Origin of the sequence: Paenibacillus wenxiniae, from assembly GCF_039822605.1 — a bacterium.
Taxonomy (GTDB): domain Bacteria; phylum Bacillota; class Bacilli; order Paenibacillales; family Paenibacillaceae; genus Saccharibacillus; species Saccharibacillus wenxiniae.
Map to the genome: position 1 here is coordinate 181,869 of NZ_JBCGUH010000003.1, position 25,167 is coordinate 207,035.

General features: G+C 48.1%; 19 protein-coding genes. 7 read left to right on the forward strand and 12 right to left on the reverse strand.

Features of this window, described 5'->3' with window-relative positions; all coding sequences use genetic code 11:
* Positions 1 to 279 precede the first annotated feature (279 nt).
* Positions 280 to 762 carry a large conductance mechanosensitive channel protein MscL gene (mscL, locus tag AAHF22_RS06890; RefSeq protein WP_347324254.1) on the forward strand — a complete coding sequence of 161 codons (483 nt, stop codon included), beginning with the start codon at positions 280 to 282 and terminating at the stop codon, positions 760 to 762.
* A gap of 1,000 nt (positions 763 to 1,762) precedes the next feature.
* On the opposite strand, the gene AAHF22_RS06895 is transcribed toward mscL, so the two are convergent.
* Complete coding sequence (locus AAHF22_RS06895; RefSeq protein WP_347324255.1) at positions 1,763 to 2,068, reverse strand: hypothetical protein; 306 nt, start codon at positions 2,066 to 2,068, stop codon at positions 1,763 to 1,765.
* A gap of 606 nt (positions 2,069 to 2,674) precedes the next feature.
* Between AAHF22_RS06895 and AAHF22_RS06900 the strand changes: the two genes are divergently transcribed.
* Positions 2,675 to 3,331 (forward strand): NUDIX hydrolase, encoded by a 657-nt coding sequence (locus AAHF22_RS06900; RefSeq protein ID WP_347324256.1) that lies wholly within the window; start codon positions 2,675 to 2,677, stop codon positions 3,329 to 3,331.
* Here AAHF22_RS06900 and AAHF22_RS06905 read toward each other — a convergent pair.
* Positions 3,315 to 4,100, reverse strand: a complete 786-nt coding sequence (locus AAHF22_RS06905; RefSeq protein WP_347324257.1) for a TrmB family transcriptional regulator — start codon at positions 4,098 to 4,100, stop codon at positions 3,315 to 3,317. The genes AAHF22_RS06900 and AAHF22_RS06905 overlap by 17 nt on opposite strands.
* Before the next feature lie 584 nt (positions 4,101 to 4,684).
* The gene (locus AAHF22_RS06910) at positions 4,685 to 5,530 is read right to left on the reverse strand and encodes a zinc ribbon domain-containing protein (RefSeq protein ID WP_347324258.1); all 846 of its coding nucleotides are present in this window, start codon (positions 5,528 to 5,530) and stop codon (positions 4,685 to 4,687) included.
* 297 nt (positions 5,531 to 5,827) lie between these two features.
* Here AAHF22_RS06910 and AAHF22_RS06915 point away from each other — a divergent pair, with 297 nt between their 5' ends.
* A complete protein-coding gene (locus tag AAHF22_RS06915; protein WP_347324259.1) occupies positions 5,828 to 7,912 on the forward strand; it encodes an ATP-dependent helicase in 2,085 nt (694 codons plus the stop codon).
* A gap of 189 nt (positions 7,913 to 8,101) precedes the next feature.
* On the opposite strand, the gene csaA is transcribed toward AAHF22_RS06915, so the two are convergent.
* The 4 genes from csaA to AAHF22_RS06935 all read right to left on the reverse strand — a co-directional run bounded on the left by csaA (position 8,102) and on the right by AAHF22_RS06935 (position 13,652).
* The gene (csaA, locus tag AAHF22_RS06920) at positions 8,102 to 8,434 is read right to left on the reverse strand and encodes a chaperone CsaA (RefSeq protein ID WP_347324260.1); all 333 of its coding nucleotides are present in this window, start codon (positions 8,432 to 8,434) and stop codon (positions 8,102 to 8,104) included.
* A 51-nt stretch (positions 8,435 to 8,485) separates the two neighbouring features.
* Positions 8,486 to 9,547 carry a M15 family metallopeptidase gene (locus AAHF22_RS06925; RefSeq protein WP_347324261.1) on the reverse strand — a complete coding sequence of 354 codons (1,062 nt, stop codon included), beginning with the start codon at positions 9,545 to 9,547 and terminating at the stop codon, positions 8,486 to 8,488.
* 80 nt (positions 9,548 to 9,627) lie between these two features.
* Positions 9,628 to 10,515 carry a hypothetical protein gene (locus AAHF22_RS06930; RefSeq protein WP_347324262.1) on the reverse strand — a complete coding sequence of 296 codons (888 nt, stop codon included), beginning with the start codon at positions 10,513 to 10,515 and terminating at the stop codon, positions 9,628 to 9,630.
* Positions 10,512 to 13,652: a DEAD/DEAH box helicase gene (locus tag AAHF22_RS06935; protein WP_347324263.1), complete on the reverse strand. Its 3,141-nt coding sequence runs from the start codon at positions 13,650 to 13,652 to the stop codon at positions 10,512 to 10,514. The genes AAHF22_RS06930 and AAHF22_RS06935 overlap by 4 nt, the downstream gene beginning before the upstream one ends.
* A gap of 375 nt (positions 13,653 to 14,027) precedes the next feature.
* Here AAHF22_RS06935 and AAHF22_RS06940 point away from each other — a divergent pair, with 375 nt between their 5' ends.
* On the forward strand, positions 14,028 to 14,363 hold the full coding sequence (locus AAHF22_RS06940; RefSeq protein ID WP_347324264.1) for a helix-turn-helix domain-containing protein: 336 nt from the start codon (positions 14,028 to 14,030) through the stop codon (positions 14,361 to 14,363).
* 193 nt (positions 14,364 to 14,556) lie between these two features.
* The gene (locus tag AAHF22_RS06945) at positions 14,557 to 15,279 is read left to right on the forward strand and encodes a copper homeostasis protein CutC (RefSeq protein WP_347324265.1); all 723 of its coding nucleotides are present in this window, start codon (positions 14,557 to 14,559) and stop codon (positions 15,277 to 15,279) included.
* 297 nt (positions 15,280 to 15,576) lie between these two features.
* On the opposite strand, the gene AAHF22_RS06950 is transcribed toward AAHF22_RS06945, so the two are convergent.
* Positions 15,577 to 16,509, reverse strand: coding sequence for an ROK family protein (locus AAHF22_RS06950; protein ID WP_347324266.1), 933 nt, complete (start codon positions 16,507 to 16,509; stop codon positions 15,577 to 15,579).
* A 274-nt stretch (positions 16,510 to 16,783) separates the two neighbouring features.
* Here AAHF22_RS06950 and AAHF22_RS06955 point away from each other — a divergent pair, with 274 nt between their 5' ends.
* Positions 16,784 to 16,915, forward strand: coding sequence for a hypothetical protein (locus tag AAHF22_RS06955; protein WP_347324267.1), 132 nt, complete (start codon positions 16,784 to 16,786; stop codon positions 16,913 to 16,915).
* Positions 16,916 to 17,418: 503 nt separating this feature from the next.
* On the opposite strand, the gene AAHF22_RS06960 is transcribed toward AAHF22_RS06955, so the two are convergent.
* The 4 genes from AAHF22_RS06960 to AAHF22_RS06975 form a co-directional block, all read right to left on the reverse strand.
* Positions 17,419 to 19,863: a glycoside hydrolase family 31 protein gene (locus AAHF22_RS06960; RefSeq protein ID WP_347324268.1), complete on the reverse strand. Its 2,445-nt coding sequence runs from the start codon at positions 19,861 to 19,863 to the stop codon at positions 17,419 to 17,421.
* A gap of 522 nt (positions 19,864 to 20,385) precedes the next feature.
* Complete coding sequence (locus AAHF22_RS06965; protein WP_347324269.1) at positions 20,386 to 21,660, reverse strand: ABC transporter substrate-binding protein; 1,275 nt, start codon at positions 21,658 to 21,660, stop codon at positions 20,386 to 20,388.
* A gap of 238 nt (positions 21,661 to 21,898) precedes the next feature.
* Positions 21,899 to 22,735, reverse strand: coding sequence for a carbohydrate ABC transporter permease (locus AAHF22_RS06970; protein WP_347324270.1), 837 nt, complete (start codon positions 22,733 to 22,735; stop codon positions 21,899 to 21,901).
* On the reverse strand, positions 22,735 to 23,664 hold the full coding sequence (locus AAHF22_RS06975; protein ID WP_347324271.1) for a carbohydrate ABC transporter permease: 930 nt from the start codon (positions 23,662 to 23,664) through the stop codon (positions 22,735 to 22,737). Before AAHF22_RS06975 ends, AAHF22_RS06970 begins: the two co-directional genes overlap by 1 nt.
* Before the next feature lie 532 nt (positions 23,665 to 24,196).
* On the opposite strand from AAHF22_RS06975, the gene AAHF22_RS06980 reads away from it, so the two are divergent.
* Positions 24,197 to 24,955: a TspO-related membrane protein gene (locus AAHF22_RS06980; RefSeq protein ID WP_347324272.1), complete on the forward strand. Its 759-nt coding sequence runs from the start codon at positions 24,197 to 24,199 to the stop codon at positions 24,953 to 24,955.
* The last annotated feature ends 212 nt before the right edge of the window (positions 24,956 to 25,167 follow it).

The following is a 25,167-nucleotide window of genomic DNA, read 5'->3' on the forward strand; positions in this document are numbered from 1 at the left end:
TTACTTGGTAATTTAAACAGTTTTTAAATATTGAAACTGGTTAAATTTGTTAATTACGTTGGTTAATTATTTGTTACTATTCAATGTACGCGTTTACATTTCTTTAACCTCATGTATCTCTTCTAAAAAGAAAGCAGGAATTCCTATGTTTTTTGGTAAATATGTTAAAATGAAATCGGCTTAATGCTATGTCCAAAGTTCCAAAACCGCCAATACGACATTTTTTACTACGAAATGTAGCAAAACGACCCTATTTTGAATAAAAAGGAGCTAAGAACTATGGGATTAGTCAAAGAATTTAAAGAATTTGCCGTCCGTGGCAACGTAATCGACCTCGCTGTCGGGGTGATCATCGGTGCAGCCTTTGGTAAAATTGTAACTTCCCTAGTAAATGATATCATTATGCCACCTGTCGGGAAGATCCTCGGCGGCGTGAATTTCGCCGATCTGTTCATCAATCTGGATGAATTAACCGGTTCCAATGCGAAGCATTTCGCTTCACTCGCGGAAGCTCAACAAGCAGGCGCTGCGGTCATTGCGTATGGTCAGTTTATTAACAATGTGATCGACTTTCTGATTGTAGCTTTGTGTGTGTTTTTGCTAGTGAAAGGAATCAATATGCTCAAGCGCAAAGAACATGCAAAACCGGAACCAGAAAAAACGACGCGTGCCTGTCCGTATTGCACAAGTGAAGTATCGATTAAGGCGACACGTTGTCCACATTGTACTTCTCAACTGGATACGGCTGCGACGACGGTTTGATTAGTTGGAGTGTTTAGGAATGCCGCTTGTGCTCTAGCCTGGGTGTGCTGAGGTGTTGAAGCTGCGATAAACAAGCGCGGAGTGATAAAGGTGATTGTTGGATTGGTTTGGAAATTAGGAAGGTATATATGTAGTTGGTTTGGTAAAGGCTGCCTTTGGCAGTCTTTTTGTTTGGAGTGGTGAGAGCGTATGCATATTATGGTGTTGGAGCATCAATCACTTCCGGTAAGGAATAAGGGGACGGACTCCCGTCTCGCACAGGAATCTACGGAGTAGGAGGGTATTGTAGATTCCCGTGCTCGGAGGCAGTTAAGATATTTTGCTTCGCAAAAATCACTTTTTTATTGAACCCCGTGTTAGGAAATCACTAACACTAGAAGTCGTCCTTACCCCTTATTTCCTTCCCGCAGTGAAGTGCTGCTCGCAACATGTGCATTAAGCCTATAAACCTAAATTCATAAATAAACGATATCAAGATCGGTTTTCTCTTCCATATGATCGCTCTTGTGAACATCGATATACAATTCGAGCTAAAACAATTCAAATTATTTTGTTCTATGTATTTTATAAATAAGCTTAATTATATTTCTCCTACGATACCTTTTCTCTTTTTCTCCATCTAACTACTAAATAATAGTTCATTTCTAAACTTTGCCTTCTACCTTCTACCTTCTACCTTCTACCTTCTACCTTCTACCTTCTACCTTCTACCTTCTACCTTCTACCTTCTAAACGATTATCCCACCGTCTGCTTTTTAAGTACACCAGATATTTAGAGCACTTCGAGCACTTCGCTATTCTCCACTCACAAATCGCTTATGTCATACTGCTAGCTTTGCATATTGATTACTTTTAATACCAATATTGCCTTAATTTAGTAATTTTCATAAATACGCAAAACAAAGCGCCCTCTGGACAGTGAATGTTCGTTGAGGGCGCTTTAGTTTAAGTGAATAAGTGCTGTATGCTCATTTTTATCCTGCCAGAACGGGGATTAGGACTAGATGGGGCGGTTCTGGCTGGGTAGAAGATTCGATACGATATTCTTTAAGTCCCGGTCTTCCTTATATGTCTTATCGCCTGTATCCAGCTCGCGAATTTGAATATGTTGATAGGTTGCGTCTGGATGTACAGGGATATACCGCATCGGATCGGCGGCGTCTGCTTTTACTTCATACTTCATATCGTTGAACATCTCGGTCAGTTGATTCACATTCGGAAGCTCATCTTCCTTTACAAAAATAAGCCCTCGCAGCGACTTGGTCTCCTGTTCATGAACCACATCAAATTTTACGATACATTCCATTTGGCTCTCCATCCTTTCTCTATTGTAGGGTATGGTATGCTGTAGTGGTGGCATCGTTTTAACCTTGATCTAATGATGAGCATACATGACGTTCATACTTACGCGATGCCAGATAAACCTAACCGCATTTTACCCACTTCACGGCTCACTATTATAATAGAAGAAACTCGATCAAAAAGATGTAAGATATTTAACTTTGCACAGATTATTTTTTATTTAGTTTGATAAATATTCACAATTTTTCTTCTATTATAATGGTGTGTATACATGCAGCATTGAATGGTTTAGGAGCTGTGCGTATACTTTGTTTATCGGGCACATACGACTTCTGGAAAAAATAAGAGGATGGGTTCCGCATTTGCACAGGAATCTATGGAATAGCTCAGACTTTACATTTGAGCCGTTCCAAGTATTACTTCATATTAAGTAGCTCCTTGCCTGAGCGGTGTATCATCTTACAGCATACCATCTGCGTATAATTAAAAGCCCCATCTTCCCCATTGCAAAGAAAACAACCGTAAGCTCTACTTTGCACAATACGAAACGATATCACTCCGTAAACAGTAAACACCAAACCATTTCAATGATAAGGATGTGACTCCCATTATGGCAGCTCATGAACTACTGGATATTTACGACGAACATGATCGTCATCTCGGTGTATGTCCGCGCTCAGAGGTGCATCGAGTCGGACACTGGCATCATACATTCCACTGCTGGCTTGTACGAGACACAGAAGCCGGTCGGATGCTCGTTTTTCAGAAGCGTCAGCATCATAAAGATACGTTTCCTGATCTGTATGATATTACAGCTGCCGGGCATTTACTGGCAGGAGAAACAGTAGAACAGGCAGTGCGTGAGCTGGAAGAAGAACTGGGTGTGCCGCTTCGCTTTGACCAGCTCACACCGCTATTCATTGCCCGCGATGAATGGCATGGTGAAGGTGCAAATGGGCCATTAATTGATCGCGAAGTGAGCAGTGTATTCGGCGCGTGCAGTCCACTAACTTTACGAGAATATCGGTTACAGGCGGATGAAGTAGCCGGTGTATTCGAAGCGCCGCTATCGCATATGCTCGAATTGTTCCACGGGGAACGTTCATCGGTGGCAGCAACAGGCGTATATGGTCAGCCAGATGGAGCGCCTACGCAAGAGCAACCGTATGTGCATATAGAAGTCACGCTGGAACAGTTTGTTCCACAGCCGCACGGCTATTATGAGCAGACCTGCACACACCTACAGCAGCTTAGTCCGTTGGAATAATACCGGGCAAATAACGATCCAAAATACGTGTGTATCCCTGCCCATAACGCCGGATCAATTCCTGACCCAGATCATTTTCCATCTCGTATAAAATAATCTCCTGGGAAAAGTGCTGCAATAGCAGCTCAGCCATCAGCGGATGCTCGGTCACGAGTGCCTGCGCTGGAATGCCATCGCCGCGCATACCGACGATGCACCAGTGACGGTCAATGACCATCCAAAATTTGCGTCCGCTGATTCCTCCCTTGAGCAAACGAATCCCCGGATGTCCGTCCTCCTCCAATCCTTCGAATGACCATAGCACGCGCACACCGCGCTGTTCCGCATGTTCCAACTTTTGACGAAACCATGCCGCTTCCTCGCGCCATATGCCTGCGACAATCTCCTCGCCTGCCTTATCCAGCTCGCGATTGATCAGCTCGATCACATTCCGCTCGCCCTCTACAATGTGAAACGAAGGATTTTCCTCCCGACTGCTCGGCATTTCCTGTTCTAAATATGACAACGACGCATCAATCTGCCCTGCGATCATACGGGTTAGTTCTTTGACCGGAAGCATGCTATATCGTGCTGGCTCGCCTGGTGTCAGTTGAACGACACCGCGTGTGAGTAGCCGCTGCAATGTCGCATATACGTTTGAACGCGATACGCCAAGACGCTTGGCTACCTCATACCCTGACTGTGTTGATTGTTGTGCCAGACAGACCATGACCTTTGATTCCAGCTCGGTAAATCCAAGATTACGCAAATGCTGAAGCAGTTGTTCCATCAGGCATACCGTCCTTTTCAGTCATCTTAATGCCCGACAGACAAACACAAGCAGGCATCAGCAAAGAATTACGGTGTTCCATTTCCGCTTGATCGTCCATCCAGCGAATGAACGATGTGTTATGTATAGACAGCAGCAGGCTGATCTCATGATGAGGATCAGCCTGCTATTGCTTGATTGTGTATGTGCTTCATGATGTATGGGTAGTTGATGATAGGTAGGTATTTCATTGTGGGTATTTCATTCATATGTGATTTTCCAATCACCTTTTACATAGGTCAGTACATAGACCGTGCTACATGTAAAATATGATGTGTCACCACAGCGATGAGTTTATATCGTGGATACAGATATCATCTCCACCATATAAAATAAATCAAAATAAGCTACATCCAAATAAAATAACTCCGACGTTGGATTGGACTTTGATCGTACACGTGCCCATCTATCATCACGCATATCTATCATCACACATGTCTATCATCACACATGTCTGTCATTCCATCATTGAAGCAGATATAAAGTTGAAATCACGCTCGGTCAAGATCCCAGTTCCGCTACAGCAGTAAAATTATTTACCGTAATTAGACCACTTGCTCGGTTCCGCAGCTTGGACACCATTTGGAGCCTTTTGGTAATGCTTTGCCGCATACCTGACAGTTAAAGGTACCTGGATCAGCCGTTTCCGGTGCCTCTACAGGTTCTGTAGCAACGAGTGTATCGCCAGTTTCATCAGCATCAGCAGTTTTGGTGAGCGGTGGAGCCGTAACAGGTGGCGACGATGCAGCCGAACTTGCAGGTGGTGCAGGTTTAACGGCTCCAGCTGCCTCTTCTTGTTCCTCCTGTGGAATGCCCAGATCTTGCTTCCATGCCCGTACCAGACGATCCAGCTCATCCTGACGCTCCTGATCTTCGCGCAGACGTTCGGCTCGGCGCTGTTCGGTTTCTTCCCCTGCTAATTCGGACAGGTCCAGCTCTTGCTCATCGCGATGTGGCGAAGATACGAGCGCATCCAGACCGTTCTCATACGACGATTCACGCTCGCCTGTAGCTTCGCGTTCGCTGCGCGGAGTAGGGAGCTTTTCCATTTTGCGTCCACAATTCGGGCAAAAGTTAGCATCCAATGCTACCACGGTACCGCATTCGCAAATACGTTCATTTTTCAAAATGGCAATGCGTGTACGAATCTCTTCAATCTCTTCATTGAGCAGATCGCATGCTTTGCACAGTTCGGTCATCTCTTCTTCGGCAATCGACATGTCGCCTGCACGATAACCTTCGTAAAACACTTCGCCCATACGCATATAATGTACGCCAATTTCGCGCTCAATATCCACGATATGGCCATTCATCCGATTGACCTCTACCGCATTTTGCGCTCGCTCGGTTGCCTTGCCAGCACCGCTCTTTAGCCGTTGTAATATGTTCATCACCATTCTCCTCCTCTAATTCCACCGAACCGCTGCGCCTATTTTTCACCGTGCAGCCGCTACTTTCCCTTTATCCATCATAACAAGCGCGCTATTGGGGGATTACTCAAAGAGTATACATCCATTATAATAGAAGGATATGTATAAAAGTAATCGGTTATAACGAATATACCCGCAATCAAAACGGCTTGTAACCCTATCATAACAAAATTTTCGCTCAGTTAAAAAAAACGGGCATAAACCCGCTTCGTCCCCTATGATCGGACGCTGTGAATAGCAAGGAAAGGAAGATCCCTTTTGAAAGACACAATGATGAAAGACTCCCTTAGACCTCAGGGGGTGACCCTGCATACAACTTTACCTGCTGCGGCTGTAGCGCCATCGGACACAAGTGTAACGCTCGTACCGGATAGCATGGAGGATTCTTTTTTCTTCCGCGCGCTGGAGAAACAAGGGATTCTACTAAATGCACCGCAGATTGAAGCGGTTCGGCATGGAGAAGGCCCGCTGCTCACACTGGCAGGTGCTGGCTGTGGTAAAACGACGGTATTGACCGCGCGTACAGGCTACTTATTATCCGTGCGCCAAGTCGATCCGAAGCAAATTTTGCTCGTGACGTTCACGACTAAAGCTGCTGGTGAGATGAAAAGCCGGATTGCTGCACTGCCCGGCGTGAATGCGCGTACCGCTAAAGCGATTGAAGCACGTACATTTCATTCGTTTGGCTTACTGCTATTGCGTCGCTATGGTCAACTGACTGAGGACATATTCGGTGATACACGTGCTCAGCATGGTGTGATCCAGCGGCTGCGGCGCGAAATTAACTCGACCAGCACCACTCCACCGGAAACGTTACTGGCGATGCTATCCGCGATCAAGCTCGAAGGGAAAACGGCAGAAGACCTGCCCAAAGATACGCCGGAAGAACGCGATCGCTGTGCCTTGTTATGCCGGTACGAGGAATGGAAACGGAACTATAACCGGATCGATTTTGACGATATTTTGCTGCGTACCGAGCAATTGCTGGAAAATGAAGGGCTGCTCGCTACGTTACAGCAGCGTTTTCAATATATTATGGTGGATGAATTTCAGGATACGAACCGCCTGCAATACGGAATGGTAGACAAATTGGCGCAACAGCACCGCAATCTAATGGTCGTTGGTGATGATGATCAGACGATCTATTCATTTAACGGGGCGCGTCAGGAATATATTTTAGATTTCCCCAAACGGTATCCGGGGACACGTATTATTGCGCTCGATATTAACTACCGCAGCCATCCGCAAATTTTGGGACTTGGTGTGAAGCTGATTGCTCACAATGAAGCACGTCATGCGAAGACACTGCAAGCTGGTGCCTCCGAAGGGCAAAGTCCGCGTTATTTGCGCCCTGCTCATGCGGATGAAGAAGCCGATTGGATTGTACAGCGGCTGCGTCAGCAGCAGGATGATGGGTATGCGCTGGGTGATATTGCGATTTTGCATCGGACGGTGAGCGGCACGCGTGCGATTGCCGAGCGGCTACTGATGGAGGATATTCCATTTATTCAGTATGGCGAAGCGCCGGTATTCTATGATCATTCACTCATTCGTCCGGTGATGGATCATCTGCGTCTGGCTGTGAATCCGCGCCGGATGGAGGCTTTGCCGGGTGTGATCGGGCCGCTGTACATTTCGCGCGATGTCGGAATGGACTATATTATGAGTCAGGAGCAAAAGCAGGCGAAGAAATATCCACTAATTCACCTGTATCACTGGGAACGACTGCAAACATTCCAGCGTCAGCAGGTGAAAGAACGAATCGTGTTTTTGAAAAAGCTGCGTGAACTGAAGCCATTGTACGCGATTCGTGAAATTCGCAGAGTGTTTTATGATAAATTCGCCAGTGCGGACTTTAGTGGCCCGGCGACCCGTCATAAGGATACGATTCGCGAAACGCTGGATGAGCTGGAAAGTGCCGCTGGCAAATTTGCAACCGTAGAGGAAATGGTCACCTTTGCCGATGAACTGACGATCAAGCGTGAGCAGATGATCGAGCTGATGAAGCAAGCCGATCCGCAGGGCATTCATCTGATGACCGTGCATCGGGCGAAAGGATTGGAGTTTCCATGTGTGTATTTGCTGGGAGCGTCGGAAGGGATTTTGCCGCATAAGGCAGCATTGCAAGATGAAGCGCCGGAAGATGTGAAAGCAGGTCAGGGCGTAAGTGGGCCTGATCCAGATGGGAAGCTGATGCAGGCGGCGCTGGAGGAAGAACGGCGGATTGCCTATGTAGCGGTGACGCGAGCGAAGCATGAGCTGTATGTGTCGTCGCCGGCGATGCATCATGGGAAGACGGTGCCGCCATCGCGGTTTTTGGTAGAGGCTTTTCGGGGGAAATAACTGGAGCCTGACGAGTTTTTGCAGCGGTAGGTGGATTTCTCGAAACAGGAGTCATGCAGACTGTTAGTCTATATAGCCGCTCACATTTTGGTACGGAATCAAGAACGATTCTTTTCACAACAAAAAGAGCCTGATCGCTACGGAATATAAATTCCGTTCTATGCGGTCAGGCTCTTTTTTCAAGCTTTTTTAAGCAATTGGCGTGCCATTGGGCAGTTGCTCATCTGCTTGTAGCAATACGACATCGCCTTCACCGGGGATGCCGCCGAGGACGAGTACCTCAGAGTCGAAGCCGGCGATTCGGCGGGGCGGGAAATTGACGATGGCAATAATTTGGCGACCGATCAGTTCATTAGGTGTGTAACGTTTGGTGATCTGAGCGCTGGAGCGTTTGATGCCCAGTTGTTCGCCAAAGTCAATCTCGAGCTTAATTGCAGGTACTCTTGCTTTTTCAAAAGGCTCTGCCTTGATAATCGTACCTATGCGTACATCCAGCTTGTGGAAATCTTCAATCGTTGCCATATCGTCATTCCCCTTTCATCGTATCCCTATACGATCGATTTGAATGGTGCGTTAGGATTTCATATTTTTCTCGTCAAAATATTGCTCCAGCGTCATGCCTTTGCTCGTTACATCCTGGGCAATAGCTTTGCCGATGTAACGGATATGCCACGGTTCCCATGTGTAGCCGGTGCTGGATTCGCCGTTTTCGGTGTAACGGATCACAAATCCGTATTCGGGTGCGTGTTGTTTGAGCCATTTGCCTTCTTTCGTTGCACCGAAGCTTTGTTCCAGTCCATAGCCGATGCCAGGGCCGGATACGTCGATGGCGAGACCAGTTTGGTGCTCACTTGTGCCTGGGCGTGCGCTGACACGATCGGTGTATGCCTGACCTTTGGTTGCTACGTTATTTTTGTAAATGGACACCTGACGTTTGTAGGAGCGATAGCCGGATACGGCGCGCAAATCCAGACCGTCCTTTTTCGATGCGGCAAATAGCTGTTCCAATGCGGCAGCGGCTTCTTTGCGCATATGGCTCTTTTCAAGCACACCGCTATAGGAAAAGGCTACATTGGGCACGACCAGATCCGGTGGAATGTAACCGTCTGGCAGGGAGCGCTTTTTGTTCACGATTACGGTAATGGATTCAGGGTTGTTTACGACCATTTTACCACCCTTTTCCGAGATGGTGGATTGCAGAGAGCTTTGTTCACGGATTTGTAGCAGACTCGCTGCATCACCACTTGGAGCAGCGCTATTCGTCGTTTCGCCTGTACTGTCATTCGTTGTACTTCCGCTGCCTGTATTGCTCTGACTGCTGCCCGAACTGCTCTGTCCATCGGATGAGTTATTCGATGCTGACGTATTGTTCGCACTACCGGAAGTCTGGCTATTACCTGTCGTTTGCTCCGAGCTGTTCGCCGTATCTGTTTGACCGGTTTTGTTGGTCGTATCTGTGTTCTCTGTTGTGTTCGTGCTGCCCGTATTGCCTGTCTGTGTGCTCTCTGCTGTACTACCTTGCTGTGTAGCTGCACCTGTATCATTCTGTGCATTTCCTGCACATCCGGCAAAGATCATACCAGACATAAGGATGCCTGCCGGAACTGCCCATTTCCAAGAAGTTGACTTGTTCATTATTGGTCTCCTTTGTTCGTCACGTTGGCTGAAAATAAATAGAGCCGGCAATGGAACATTCCGGCTCTGCAACGTTGACTTTAGGTTTTGCCGCGCCGGGCGGCTGCATGACGCTGTCTTGTCCGTTCCGCAATCCGGCGTCGAATCTCTTCGTAGCCATTGGGTGCGGCCGGAATCTCCGGCAACAGATCGGACAGATCGGGCAATTGCTGCTGCTCATCCTCGCTTGCTCCAAATACGGGAGCTTTGCTTGCTGCTACTTCCCATGCCGGCTCGTCTTGCTCCAGATACGCTTGCACATCAGCCAGCAGTTCACCTACCTGATGAAGAGTGCCTGCCGCAGCAGATTCTGCAAGCAAGCTGCCAAGACTCGGTTCGTCTGAAAGAACACCTTCATCGCCAACTTCATCCAATTGTTCTGAAGTCGCCTCCGGTGCAATCAACATATCGCCGCGCCACAGCTTCCAGATGCGCTCCTGTAACTGCTCACGCTCCAGTCCGGCAAGCTTCCAGGCAAGCAGCGGATGCTCTCTTAGTCGTTCATGCGTCTCTTTTAGTATAAACAATCCGGCGTCATCCTGCATCTTTGGGTCAGCGATCCTGCTCAGCCACTGCTCCCACGGCTCGCTCACGTAAGGTGTGCATGCCAGCAGACGTTCTGCCGCAGGCGCTTCCTCCTCATCCTCACTATCTGCTAGCTGTAGATTCCATATCGATAGACGTGCAGATGACGAGCTGTTTTTACCGGAACGTGCAGGTAGTTCGGTACGCAGTAGCAGTTCGACCAGCAATGCAGACAGACTGAGCTTTTCCAGCATCAGCTGTAACTGCTTTGGCTCGAGTGGTGCAATGGTAAACGTACGTTCCTGGCTCTTCTGACTGTCCGCGCCAGAAAATGGGCGAACGGTCGCCTGAATCGAACCCGAGGCAATTTGCCAATCCTGCATCGTCCATTGCTTGGTACTCATTCTTCCGTCCCCCATTCTGCCGCCTGTAAGGAGACGAGCTGTTTCAGCTCCTCATCCGACATCTCGGTCAGCCATTGTTCACCTGCTCCAACAACCTGCTCGGCAAGTGACTTCTTACTCTCGATCAATTCATCGATTCGTTCCTCCAGCGTGCCCTGACAGATCAGCTTGTGCACCTGTACATTACGCTGCTGTCCAATCCGGAACACGCGGTCGGTCGCCTGATTCTCTACCGCCGGATTCCACCAGCGATCATAGTGAACGACATGGTTCGCACGGGTCAAGTTAAGCCCAACACCGCCTGCTTTCAACGACAGAACGAAGATTGGCGGGCCTTCTCCTTGCTGGAATAAGCCGATCATCTCATCCCGACTCGCTTTACTCACACCACCATGCAGGAAAAAGGGCTGCTCTCCATAGTGTCTGCCGAGTCGAGCCGTTAACAATTCGCCCATCTCTACATACTGTGTGAACACAAGCGCGGCCTCGCCGCTATCGCGGATCATATCGAGTAATTCGATCAAGCGTGCCATTTTACCGGAACGTTCTTGCTTACCGGTATCCTGCTTGCCTGAACCACCAATCAAATACGGATGGTCGCAAATTTGCTTGAGCTTGGTCAGTGAGGACAGTACGATCCCTTTGCGAGTAATGCCTTCACTATTGCTCATTTTGCCAAGCATATCAGATACGACGCTCTGATACATTCCTGCCTGCTCCACGGTCATATAACAATATGACTTGAGTTCGATCTTATCCGGCAGATCGCGGCGAATATCCGGGTCGCTTTTGAGACGACGCAGCATGAATGGCGCGACCAGCTTGCGTAACATCGATAGACGTCCTTCCGCTTCCGGTCCCATCGCCGTATTGTACGTTTGCCGAAATGCGGATGACGTGCCCAGATAACCCGGATTCAGAAATTGGAAAATCGACCATAACTCACTAAGCCGATTTTCTACTGGTGTACCGGTCATCGCAATCCGGTGCGGCGCGTTCAGCTTCATCACACTTTGCGCCTGTTTGGTACGGTAGTTTTTAATATATTGTGCTTCATCCAGTACGATCGACGACCATTCGACCTGGCGCAAATCTTCTCCATCTCGACCAGCCAAATGGTACGTAGTGAGCACGATATCATGCGCCTTCGCCTCGGCGATAAATTCTTCACCGCGCGGACGACGGCTACCATGGTGAATATACATTTGCATTTCCGGTGCAAAACGCTCCAGCTCACGCTGCCAGTTGCCCAGCAGCGATGTCGGGCATACGATCAGACGCGGTGCATTCACCGGTTGATCCAGCATGCAGGTGATCACCTGCACCGTTTTGCCCAGTCCCATATCATCGGCAAGACAGGCGCCAAAACCCAGATCACGCATCGTTGCGAGCCACTGGAAGCCGCGCTCCTGATATGGACGCAGTGTGCCATGCAGTCCCTCCGGCACCTCGCGTTTGGACAGCTCACGCCATGTGCCACCTTCCATCAGACTACTCAGTAACGGATTCGTCTCAATCTCGAAAATATGCAGACCGTTCCACAATGCATCTTGCTCTTCAGCATAAATATGCATCAGCTCGTTAAATGAAATCTCGCCTTCTTCATGACGACGAATAAAGCGCAGCACCTGCTTGATCTCGTTCAGGTCGACCTCGACCCAGCCGCCATCAAGCGGAATGATCGGCACGCCATTTTTGACGATCTCGGCAAGCTCTGCCGAGCTAAGTGTTCTGCCATCGAGTACCGCTTCCGGTTCAAACGACACCATCTGCTCCATACCGAGACGCGCCGATTCATTCGGGCTGCGCTTCTCATGCAGCTGGGACGTTTTCACTTTTAGCTTAAGACCGGTTCGACGCTTCCCTTCACGCGTCCAGCGCGAAGGAATTTGCACGATAATGCCTGCCTTCCGCAGACGAGGCACATCATTTTTCAAAAACGCATACACATCGGCAGCTTCCAGCGTTCCACCGACCGGATGCGAATAATCGATCCAGTAACGCACGATCGGCGAGCATTCTGCCGCCTGTCCGAGCTGCGACAGCATCGAACGTTGTACATCGGCATAGGTGCGCCCACGTACCATCAAATCCTCATCTTCGTGCCGCCATAACAGCGCAGCTGGAAGCAGCACGGCCGGATCGGATTCATCACCTGCCCAGAAGCTCATCCGCCACTCCTGCATACCTGCTGCACCTTGCTCTTGCGGTGGTTCCAAACGCACGACGAGCGATAGCTCGCCCGCAACGCTGCTCACCGTACCGGCTTCAGGAACAGGCGTCTCAGCATGACTGTGAATGCGAATATCCTGCTCTAGCACAGCCATATCTTCAGCCGTCCCCTGTACCGCCAGCTCACTGGATGCATCGAATAATGTATTCCACCATAGATGCGCCTGTGGTGACGTTCCGCGGCGATAGCTAGCTTGATACATACGGAATTTACCGTAACCGGCATCTCGCAACATCCGGCGTATCTCTGCATCCATCATTGCCACGAGGAAGGAATGCAGCACTTCGGCGCGTGCGCGCGAAGCAACAGGTGGCTCAGATGAAGCGAATAGCGATAGCGCAGACAAGCCGATCATCGGAATCGCTTCTGCTAGCTTGGCAAACATCTCGCGATCTTCGCCGACAAGCAGCGGCTTCCATACGCCATAGAGCGATGCTTGCGCACTGCGTCGTCCGGTACCCGCAACGATGCGGCTATCCGGTACAATTTTGCCATCGCGCAGCAGCTTACGGGCGAAACGGGCGACCGTTTGCCAGTACACCATCTCGCCGCCAGGCTGAATGCCCTGCGCGATAATCGCCTGTTCATCCCATGCGAGCAGCAGATCATAAGCCTGCTCTGCGGACAGAGCAAGCCCTTCCACCATACGACCGGGTAGCCGCTTATTGCGTCCAGCGCGTCGTACGATCGGCTCGCGTGTTGCTGTTGCATTTGCATGACTACTAACCGGCCCGGACTTTAGTTCTGCCAGACGCAAACCGGATTGCGCAAATGGGCGAATACCTGCTGGCAATTGCAGACGCCGCATGACTTTCATCCACGCGTCTACCTTCGGCTCGGACATCTCACCGGAAAAACAGAAAAATACGTCTCCAATCCATATTCCATATAACGGTTGATCCATCATCGTCTCCCGTCCATCTCGGTCAAATCTTTGCGATCGTTGTATTTGGTATTTATTTTCATCACAGGGTGTCCCTTTCATAACTTGAAAACAAGCTTTTGTCGGTCCTCTGTTACTTCGCCTGCTCGGGCACGAACGATTCCTTCACCCAGCACAGGTATCTTATCTATTATAAGATTGGTTATAGAAAAATGCCATCCCTCCTTTAGTTATCCATCCGTTTAATTGCGCGGTTTCTATGCTATTCCTACCTATATTTTGACAAAATACTTCTGAAAATTCAGAATGGCGTGATTTAAAAGTTTATAGTTGACCTTAGATTCGACCTAACCTTTATCGTACATACAGGGTCAGTAACCGACAGGAGAGATCGCGATGAATCCATCTATTATGATCTTTAAGCTGGCCAAGCTCATGCATGTATCTGTGCATCAGATTCGGTATTTTGAGGAAAATGGGCTGTTACCGCCTGCTCTCACAGGGGATAATCAGTACCGCATGTATGGAACGGACGAGATGTATCGGCTTGCTCATATTTTACTTTTACGGCAACTTGATGTGGCTGTTCCGCAGGTCAAGCGATGCCTTGAACATTATATAGCTGCGGATGATCAAGCGTTGTTGAAACAGTCGACCCGCACACTGGAGCAGCAAATTACTGACCTACAGGTACAGGCGCTTCAGCAACGGATTGGAGCGATTCAAGCCTAGCAAAAGCAAGCGGAAGCGCATCAGAGTCATCTTTTTATAGCGGAACTGGCAGTACGTTCGTTAACGATCTGGACGACAATATGACGCGATTTTTGCAGTAAATTAGGCACACATCGTAAACTATATCGTAGCCGATCATGTATAATGAGCGACAAAGACAGACTATTTATTTTAAGTCAAAGGAGACCGTCAGATGAATCGAATCCTGCTTGAAGTGATTGCGACAACACCTGAGGATGCACACATTGCCGAGGCAGCTGGAGCCGATCGGATCGAGCTAATCTGTGCACAGGGGGAAGGCGGACTGACACCGAGTATCGGTATGGTGGAGCAGATCGTATCGCAAATCGCCATTCCTGTGCATGTGATGGTTCGGCCGCATAGCCGCAGCTTTACCTATGATGGGGAGGAGCTGGAGTGCATGCTACGTGATATTCGCTATTTTGCTAATAGTGGCGTAACGGCACTTGTACTTGGTGTGCTAGATGCAAATGGACATATTGATGAAGTCGCTTTACAACGAATGATCGATGTAGCCAGCGAGCAACGAGACGGGATACAGATTACGTTTCATCGTGCATTTGATGAGGTCATAGATTTGCAGCAGAGCATCCAGGTACTCGGTCAATACAGCAGCATTACACGTATTCTTACATCAGGCGGACGACCGTCTGTGCTGGAAGCCGCGGCTGCTTTTCCTGAACTTATACGAGTAGCCGAGCAACATTCGTTATCGCTGATTGCAGGCGCTGGACTCACGCTGGATACGTTAGCAGATTTTGTGCGTCAGACCGGGGTTCGTGAAGTTCATCTAGGTAGTGCCGTGCGTCAGCAGGGAAATATTGATCTTCCACTGGATGCGGAACGGATTCGTCATGCACGTCAAATCCTAGATGCTTGTGTGGAACCTAATTGAACGAGACGGGCTGATGATGATCGTGAACGCATCCATAGGATCAATTCATTAAAATAAAACGGCACCGCAGCTCCGTCGATTCGGAATTGCTGTGCCGTTTGCATAAGTATGATGGTTTTATTTATAGATAAGCCGCCCTGACCAGGATGGTACGAGATAAGGTGCTTCTTCTACTCGTACCGTCCTGGTCATGTATCCGCAGATCACTTGATCGAATTCAGCGCTTATCGTATATGTACATGCCTGTAGATGCCATACATATAGAAGGACGACTGCTTTCTTCGCCTGCTATTCATTTTAGCCAAACAATAGTGCATGACGTTGCATCGCAATCCGCGCCGCACCAACCATGCCTGCATGATTGCCAAGCATCGCTGGCTCCAGCTGAACCGGATGTCCGCCTAGCTCATCGATACGCTGAATGAGTCGTGTCCACCATGTTTCACGTGTAACAATGATGCCACCGCCAATAATAATCGCCTGCGGATCGAAGATCTGATCCAGATTAATGATCGTATTTGCCAGATCATTCAGCCAGTTATCCAAAATATAATGCGCACCTGTATCCCCAGTCTGAGCCGCTTCCAGCAGGCTATGCGATGTCCAGTCTGGCTGATACTCCTGTGCCAGTCGATTCAGTGCCGTGCCGGACACATACTGTTCCACACAGCCACGTTTACCACAATTACAAGGCAACCCGCCCGGATGCAAAATCATATGACCGAGTTCACCTGCACCGCCATACTGCCCCGAAATGATCTCGCCATAATGAACCAGCGCTCCACCGATCCCTGTACCAATCGTCAACATAATCCACGATTGAATCGTACAGGCTGCACCGATCCAGTCCTCGCCTACCGCTGCCGCATGCGCATCATTTACCGCATATACGGGCAAGCCCGTCGCCTCAGACACTTTTTCTGCCAGACGCAATCCTTTCCAGCCAGGTAAATTATCCGTTGCTTCCAGCACCGCTCCACTTTCACGATCAATCCGTCCTGCCGAGCCGATGCCGATGCCATGAACCGTAATAAAAGAGCGTTTCACATTGTCGTAAACGATACTTTTCAGTTCATTCGCGATATATAATACACGTCCAAGAATATATTCTGCCCCTTGCTCAGCGCGAGTAGGAAGCTCCATCCGCTCGATCATCTGGCCGTGCTCATTCACGAGCGCGCCCTTAATCGCTGTACCGCCTATATCTATTCCAATCCAGCATGATTGCATGTCGATCATCTCCATGAATGCAAGGTAATATCTGTCGTACATTGATCTGCCCACTATCATGTTATCGATGTTTTGCTTGTAAAAGATTATACCATGTCATGTATTTACTTACTCAGCACGGAATAATCGTATGATTGATGTGATTTTCTCCAACTTAAAAACAGGAATACAATATGTACTCTTGCTAAATAGATAACTTTTTTAGATTTTTGATGAAATCATAATGACTTATAAAAGTTATTGTTATATAGTTAAAACGTTAGGAGGTGATACTATGCTTACTCTTCTGACGGCGCTGATTAATCTAGCCGTTGCAGCTATGACGCTGTATGGAAAGATCATGTACAGCTACAGCCGAAAGAAAAAGGTCTCCAAGCGTCGCAAGCGCTCGAAGACCCAAAGCTAGTTACATCTGAGGGGGATTGAATCCCCCTCTCCCTAACATCATTATACCCTTTCAAACTCACGTTTAAAAGCTATTTTCCATTAAAATATTCAAATGCTCTTAAAAATTTCGAATCTACATCATCCTGCTTCGATACCCATACACTCAAATTTCGATAAGGAGGTGTTCTAATGCTGGAATACGTGACACTAGCTATTACGCTTGTTGCATTAGCAATCAGCTTATACAATCTATCCACCACAATTCGAGGCAAATAACCGCTCTCCACAGCCATTGCACATTGCACATACAGCCATTGCACATAAGGAAAAGCCCGCTGAGTAGGCGGGCCTTTTCTGTTCAACTAATTAACCCTTACTTCACATCTCATAGCGTTTGCATCCGACATTACATTGTATCTTCGTGTTACACCAAGCTATATCTCGATCCAATAGCACCTCTTGGGTGCAACTGGAGTTATTACCTTCAACCAATCTCATCCTTATATAAACGTTATTCCACACCTACACCTTTAACACCAGTTCCTCCAGCTTCCGATCTTCAATCTGGATCAAAATATCTCCACTATTCTCGTCCAGACTCCAGCCGATACCACCCTCAGCTAGCTCATCCAGTGAAATACGATCCAGTTGCTCAATCGCAGCTGGTTCAAAGCCCGGCTGACGCAGCGTAAAACGTAGATGCTGACGCTTCGCTACATACGCATCCTCGATATAATGGATCATTAGACGCAGCGCATCGTCTTGCCCTTGCGCGCGAATATACAGCTTGGACGTTTTACCACTTTCATAGGCGAACGTTTCACCATCATCTTCATACAGCGTATACTCTGCACGGAACTCCGGCTTCGCTTCTGCACCGTACACATGGAAGGTGATCACATCATCGTTCTCATGGTCATCGCTATACTGATGCAGTGCCCCTTCAGCGACAATCGCACCTGCGCGCACATAGATCGGCAGTACGTCCAAAGGCGCATCCGCCAGAATGGTACGCCCACCTGCATGCTTTTCACCGGTCCAGTAATCATGCCATATCCCTGCTGGCAAATACACCGCGCGATAATCCGTATCAGGACGATAGACGGGCGCAATGATCACATCCGGGCCAAATAAAAACTGGTCACACAGATTGGTCACTTTGGGATCATTCGGATATTCCAACAGGAGCGGACGCATGATCGGCATGCCCGTCTGCGACGCTTCATAAAATAGATTGTACAGATGCGGCATCCAGCGATAACGCAAACTGATATAGTCACGTACAATCTCTTCTACCTGCTCGCCAAACGACCACGGTTCCTGACGCGTCGTGCCCAGCGCCGAGTGATTACGACAGTAGGGGAAAAATACACCCATTTGCGTCCAGCGTACAAGCAGCTGTGCGGATGTATGATACGCAAAGCCACCGATATCCGGGCCTGCAAAGGGTAGACCGGACAATCCCATATTCAGCACCATTGGAATCGCCATCGCCATATGCTCCCAGAAGCTGCGGTTGTCCCCCGTCCAGATCGCCGCATAGCGCTGAATACCGGAATAACCAGCGCGTGTGAGTACAAATGGACGGCGTCCATTCATATGGCTTTTCATCCCTTCATATGTCGCACGCGACATGAGCATACCGTACAGATTGTGAATCTCCTCATGTGTGACCGGATCACCATCGTTCAAATGCATCACATCCGGGTCCATCGTTTTTAGCGTATTAAATACAGCCGGCTCGTTCATATCATTCCAGATGCCATCGATGCCAAGTGACGTATAAAATTCATGCTGATCGCCCCACCATTTGGCTGTACGAGTTTCGGTAAAGTCAGGAAAAGCACTGGTTCCCGGCCATACATCGCCAAAGTAAATATCGCCCTCCAGCCGGCGACAGAAATGTTCCTCCTGCACACCTTCACGGTAAATTTTATATTTTGGATCTTTTTTCACGCCTGGATCGACGATCGGTACGATGCGAATGCCCATCTCACGCAGCTCTGCGATCATGCCCTTCGGATCAGGGAAACGAATTTTATCAAATGTAAATACACGGTATTCATCCATGTAGTGAATATCCAAATAGATCACATCACACGGAATCTGTTTGTCACGGAAATTATGTGCCAGCTCCATCACTTCCGTCTGGCTCATATAGCTATAACGAGACTGATGGTAACCAAGCGACCATTTCGGCGGCAATGTAATCCGTCCGGTTAGCGCCGTATAACGACTCACCACATCTTTCAGTTCCGGGCCGTAAATAAAATAAATATCGTACGCGCCTGTCATACAGCCAATCGTATACGCGACACCATGCGAGCGCATATCAAATTCCGAGCGCCCCGGGTTATCGAGGAATATACCGTAATTGATACCACTATGCATATGAATGAGCAACGGAATCGACTCATAGAGCGCTTCAATTTCAGGCATATGCGGTGCGTACACATCTGTATTCCACATCGTGTAACGCTCGCCACGCTTATCCAGAAAACTCGATTTCTCGCCTAATCCGTAAAAGTGCGAGTCATCCTGCATATTAAACAGCGCACTTGTCGCACCACGCGGACTCCAGCTAAGCGTCTCCTGCCGGGCGACCTCAATGCCTTCTTTGTTCGTTACCGTCAGTGCAAACGTTTGCTTATCAATGGAAACCGTTAGCTCCCCTGTCAGAAAGTTAAGCTGCTGCTCATCTTCTTCGATCTCCGGCTTAAAAATTTCCTTAGGCGGCAGCACAGCAATCGTCGTCGTCAGATCGATAACACCTTCACCAAACACTTTAAAACGAAACTCGATTGGCGAAAAAAAGACCAGCGCAGCGCCTGCCTTTTGACCGTGGCACAAGTAAGCGCCATCATATTCACGCCAATCCCGCAGCTGTCCAAATGTGTTCCATACCTCCTGTATAACCGGGGCGTCGGCTTTGTCGGGGTGTATCGCTTCACTCGTATCTTCCATCATTATCGTTTCCCTCCATGGCTAGTATTTTGAGATAAGGCACAGATTGGGGCAAGCCGCCTGGATCATCGTACGGTGACGGGTTCATGGTGAAGGGTCTGTTCAGGAGCGGAGCGGCTATAAAGTATAAAATGTATATAAGCCGTCTGCCCTGCCTTCAATCTGCCGTTGAAGAAAATTTTCTCCCTGATAGGATGCATTATAGCATTTGTGCTAACGTTTGCACAATAATTGTTTATACTTGCAAATGAAAAGCCGAACGAGCCATTTTGCATGATCGTTCGGCTTTTGATAAGACTATATTTCATTAAGCTGTATGCACAATTATGTTATAGGAGAAACCCGATTTCGGTCAGAACTAACGAGGCGGACTCCTATGTTCAAAGGCAGCACGATATTGGACTTTGCAAACATCGCTTTCCTATCGCACCTCATGGTAGAAAATCGCTAACACGGGAAGTCGTTCTTCCCCCTTATTTCCTTCCTGCCGTGAAGTGCTTTTTGCCTCTATACCCATCTGCTTATTTAACGCAATTGTAAATTCACCCACTGCTCCTGCATCTGCTGTAGCATGCCCTCACGAGTCAGCTCACCTGCTAGATACGCCTGCATCGTGCTTGCATAATCTTTACTCAATCCCATCGGGAATTTTGGGAAAATCCACGGTAGTATTTTGCAAGCATTATTGTAGCGGACGATGTCAGCACCGATTGGACCGAGCTGCTTATCCGTCGTTTTGATGCTTTTGAATGCAGGGACGAATTTGAATTCATCGGTAATATAATGTCGACCCGTGTCTGACGTGACGAGCCAGTTGAGGAATTCTTTCGCTTCCTTTTTCACCGGCGAATCTTTGTAGACGACCCAGTTGTTCGGCACGCGAACGAATAGGCGGTCATTTTCCTCTTTGTTATTGTTAATCGGCATCGGCATCAGCCCGATATTCATATTCGGCTTGATCCCGTCGATCTGTACCTGTGTCCAGTTGCCCTGCTGCATCATCGCCGCTTTGCCGTTAGCAAACAGCGTCACCTGTGTATTATAGTCGGTCGTCAGCGGATTTGGGTTACCGTACTGCACCATCAGATCGAGCAGATTCAGCCATTCATTAAACTTCTCATTGCCTGGAATTTGAGCGGTTCCGTTGTCCAGCTCTTCGATAAATTTGTCCGGGTCAGGCTGGTGTGAGAACGGAATCGTTACATTATGATTGCCCAGCACCCACCATTCCTGAAAACCGTTCGAAAATGGCGTATAGCCTGCCGCTTTCAATTTTTCACATGCAGCACGCAGTTCATCAATCGTGGTTGGTACTTCGGTAATGCCAACCTTTTCGAAAATATCCTTGTTATAAATAAATCCGTACCCTTCCAGACCATTCGGCTGACCGTAAATATGGCCATCTTTGCTAATCTGATCGGCTGCACCGTCCACCAGATCGCTTACCCACGGCTGATCAGACAAATCTTCCAAATATTCCTGCCACAAATTCAGTTCCTCATCTCCACCATTGGTGAAGATGTCCGGTACATCGCCCGCTGCAAACTTCGCTTTCAGCGATGCAGCATAGTCAGCGCCACCACCGACCGATTGAATTTGTAGTTCCACATCAGGATGCTGCTTCTCATATTCGACCTTGAGCTTGGCTAACGCATCCGCAATCTCGACTTTACCTTGATAAATCTGGATTACTTTTTTCCCACTGGATGAAATATGGCTGTCGTTATTGTTACCACAGCCCGCGACGATCAGCGCCATCACCGTTAACAGCATCAGGGGAGTAAGCCACCGTTTTTTCATGCAAAGGTCCTCCCGTCCGTAAATTCCTTTGTTGGTCTGCCTGTTGCGTGTCCGTACAATGTATTCCTGTTCTGCCTGTACGATCTATTTAGCGAATATTTCTATCACCCTGAGCATTTTTGTTTCATGAACAACAGGTCTATCATGAACACTGCGATCATAATAACAATACATCCATCGTGAACACTGCGATCATACTAATGAATAGGTCCATCCTATTTTCAGATAACCGCAATTTTCACCCTTTTACCGATCCGGCTGTAATGCCCTGAATGATGTACCGCTGCAAAAATAGGAAGAAAATAATGATCGGCGTAATGCCCAGCACCAGTGCCGGCAAAGCCATATCCCATTGTTTTGTATACTGTCCGAAGAAGCTGTACGTCGCAATCGGAATCGTGCGAAGCTCCGGACTGGATAAAATGAGCGATGGTAACAGATAGTCGTTCCAGATCCATAGCGTGTTCAAAATAATAACCGTAACAAACATCGGCATCATGAGCGGACACACAATGCGGAAAAAGACACCGTAGCGATTAGAGCCATCTACCCTTGCTGCCTGTTCAATCTCCAGCGGCACCGTCTTCACAAAACCATGAAACAGAAACACCGATAAGGGTGCGCCAAAGCCCAGATAACTAATGATCAGACCGGTACGGCTATTGTTCAGACCATATTTGCTCGCCATTTCCACAAGTGGCAGCATGATGGACTGGAATGGAATGACCATCGCCGCCACGAACACAAAGTATAAAATCTGATTGAACCGACTCGGTTTACGCACCATCTGGTACGCCGCCATCGAACTAATCAAGACGAGGAAAATATTGCTCACTACCGTAATAATGAGCGAGTTCCCAAATGCTGATGGGAAGTCAATCGCCTTCCATGCTTCTGCATAGTTACTCCAGACAAACTGCTGCGGCCATGAAGCCGAGTTGGACAAAATATCGCCGAACGATTTGACCGAATTCACGAGCAAAAAGTAAAACGGAATGAGGAAGATTAAGCCCACGATCCCCACGATAATTTCCAAAATCAATGTGCGAAACGTATATCTGCTCTGTACGTCCATTACATCTCAACCTCCCTGCTCTTGGTCGCACGCACCTGAATGGTCGTAATAATCGCGACAATGATGAAGAAAATAACAGCCTTCGCCGTTCCTAATCCCAGACGGTTATTCGTAAACGCTTCATTGTAAATGTCCAGTGCTACCGACTCGGTCGCTTTAAACGGTCCCCCTGCGGTCAGCGCCAGATTCAAGTCGAACATTTTAAATGCCCACGAAATCGCCAGGAACAGGCAGATCGTGACCGCTGGCATGATGAGCGGCAAGATGATATGGCGAATCACCTGCATCCGGGTCGCTCCATCAATTTCCGCTGATTCCAGCACATCCTTCGGAATGTTATTTAGCGAGGAAATGTAAATAACCATGAGATAACCAGCAGTCTGCCATACAAATACGATCACAATCCCCCAGAATGAGGTTGCCCGATCACCGAGCCACGGCAGATTGAACAGGCCAATTCCCGTTGCTTCCCCTACTGCTGCAAAACCACGAATGAAAATAAATTGCCAGATAAAACCGAGCAGCAAGCCGCCGATCATATTCGGCATAAAGAAAATTGTACGCATCATATTTCGGGTACGAATCGGTTTGGTAAGCACATACGCGAGGACAAAACCGAGTAGATTCGTCAGTAGAATGCCAACTACCGTAAAGCGAACAGTAAACCAGAACGCATTTCGAAAATCGGGGTCTTTGGTCAGGATATGGGTGTAATTCTCAATACCGATAAAATTGATGTTACGCGAAATCCCGTTCCAGTCTGTAAACGAGTAGTACACGCCCAGAAAAAAAGGAATCAGCACGATCAAAATAAAGAAAAATGTAGCCGGGCCTACAAATACAATCTGGTGAAGCCATTGCAACAACCGCTTACGCCCAGCGCTTTTAGCGGCTCCCTGTGTTGCATCCGATACCCTGATATCGTTCATCATTTCAACCCCTTTAGCATCAGCATTTTCCTTCGGCACAGTTCTGGAATATGTAGATTGCGATGGAAACACTATGCCGTAAATCGATGGACCACTTCCATATTTTCAATCGCAATATATTGTTATATACCCAAACATTGTAAAACTGATGACGTTATTAGGAGATTTTTTGGTAACGCTATCATTTGGAGAGGTTACTGGGATAAACAGGGGTGTTGGGATGGGCACCACTCCGGGAAGGAATAAGGGGACGGGACTCCGGTGGAGACGCGGGAATCTTTGGATGAGGAGTACTTGAAGATTCCCGCCCCTCCAAAGTCGCCCTTTCCCCTTATTTCCTTCCCTCCGTTCTGTGCTTATCGCAACATGACGGTTTATGTACAGTAGCTCCCTTTAGCAGCAATTATTTTAATAATGTAATTTTCTTTTTAAAATATAAATCCCCCTGTTGGCGATCGGTCACTTGCAGGGTATATAATTAACGTACTGTCCTCTAACAGCACTATTATCTTGGAACAAGGAGGCAATTGATTTGGGAAAACTGAATATGTATCGCTGGCTGAACGTGATTGGCATTGTGGCGGTGCTTGTGGTGAACTACATGGCATCAGCGCTCAGACTATTCGGAAGGGATACAGGGGATATTTCGGATCAGTATCCGCTGTATATTACACCAGCTGGTTATGCGTTCTCGATCTGGTCGATCATTTACCTGCTGTTAATCGGGTTTGTCATTTATCAGTTCCGTAATCGCGACGATAGCCAGGAATCGGTGCTCACGATTGGGCCGTGGCTATTTTTGAACTCGCTCTGCAATATCGGCTGGTTAATGCTCTGGCATACGTTACAGCTTGAAATTGCGGTACTCGTTATTGTACTGCTGCTCGTAACACTGATCGTGCCGTATTTAAAAATTCGCCGTCTCGTCCATCCGACGATGGGACAAATCTGGTTTGTGAAGCTGCCGTACAGTATTTACATGGGCTGGGTATCGGTCGCCACGATTTTGAATGCAGGGATTGCGCTTAGCAAAAATGAATGGTCCGGCTTTGGATTATCACCGACTGTCTGGTCAGTCATAGCTCTAATTGTCGGGGCGCTGCTTGCGCTGATTATTAGTTACCGTTTCCGTGATAGCATCTATCCGCTTGTATTTGTATGGGCGTATGTCGCGATTGCGATGAAGCATCCGGATATTCAGACGGTATGGTGGACATCGCTCGTTGTTGCTGCACTGCTGCTAGTAGCAGCGATCTGGATGTTCTTTGTACGGAATAATGCGCGGGATTAAGGTTACTGTCAGTATCACCAGTCAAGCCTTACACTTGCACCGACTATTAGGATCTGATCGTGTTAGGATCTGATCCTTTAACGGATCGCCAAGTATTTTACAACAGATTACTCCTCTGTTGGTAATAAGCGGTGCACATGTTTTTGTAATTGCCGATGTTGTACTAATGTCTAAACGAATAAAAGCTTTGCCTGCGCAGATACCGAGCGATG

Excerpts from the sequence above, each read along its gene's own strand:
- mscL (WP_347324254.1), top strand. The coding sequence starts at position 280 with ATGGGATTAGTCAAAGAATTTAAAGAATTTGCCGTCCGTGGCAACGTA.
- AAHF22_RS06895 (WP_347324255.1), bottom strand. The coding sequence starts at position 2,068 with ATGGAATGTATCGTAAAATTTGATGTGGTTCATGAACAGGAGACCAAG.
- AAHF22_RS06900 (WP_347324256.1), top strand. The coding sequence starts at position 2,675 with ATGGCAGCTCATGAACTACTGGATATTTACGACGAACATGATCGTCAT.
- AAHF22_RS06905 (WP_347324257.1), bottom strand. The coding sequence starts at position 4,100 with ATGGAACAACTGCTTCAGCATTTGCGTAATCTTGGATTTACCGAGCTG.
- AAHF22_RS06910 (WP_347324258.1), bottom strand. The coding sequence starts at position 5,530 with ATGAACATATTACAACGGCTAAAGAGCGGTGCTGGCAAGGCAACCGAG.
- csaA (WP_347324260.1), bottom strand. The coding sequence starts at position 8,434 with ATGGCAACGATTGAAGATTTCCACAAGCTGGATGTACGCATAGGTACG.
- AAHF22_RS06925 (WP_347324261.1), bottom strand. The coding sequence starts at position 9,547 with ATGAACAAGTCAACTTCTTGGAAATGGGCAGTTCCGGCAGGCATCCTT.
- AAHF22_RS06930 (WP_347324262.1), bottom strand. The coding sequence starts at position 10,515 with ATGAGTACCAAGCAATGGACGATGCAGGATTGGCAAATTGCCTCGGGT.
- AAHF22_RS06935 (WP_347324263.1), bottom strand. The coding sequence starts at position 13,652 with ATGGATCAACCGTTATATGGAATATGGATTGGAGACGTATTTTTCTGT.
- AAHF22_RS06940 (WP_347324264.1), top strand. The coding sequence starts at position 14,028 with ATGAATCCATCTATTATGATCTTTAAGCTGGCCAAGCTCATGCATGTA.
- AAHF22_RS06945 (WP_347324265.1), top strand. The coding sequence starts at position 14,557 with ATGAATCGAATCCTGCTTGAAGTGATTGCGACAACACCTGAGGATGCA.
- AAHF22_RS06950 (WP_347324266.1), bottom strand. The coding sequence starts at position 16,509 with ATGCAATCATGCTGGATTGGAATAGATATAGGCGGTACAGCGATTAAG.
- AAHF22_RS06955 (WP_347324267.1), top strand. The coding sequence starts at position 16,784 with ATGCTTACTCTTCTGACGGCGCTGATTAATCTAGCCGTTGCAGCTATG.
- AAHF22_RS06960 (WP_347324268.1), bottom strand. The coding sequence starts at position 19,863 with ATGATGGAAGATACGAGTGAAGCGATACACCCCGACAAAGCCGACGCC.
- AAHF22_RS06965 (WP_347324269.1), bottom strand. The coding sequence starts at position 21,660 with ATGAAAAAACGGTGGCTTACTCCCCTGATGCTGTTAACGGTGATGGCG.
- AAHF22_RS06970 (WP_347324270.1), bottom strand. The coding sequence starts at position 22,735 with ATGGACGTACAGAGCAGATATACGTTTCGCACATTGATTTTGGAAATT.
- AAHF22_RS06975 (WP_347324271.1), bottom strand. The coding sequence starts at position 23,664 with ATGAACGATATCAGGGTATCGGATGCAACACAGGGAGCCGCTAAAAGC.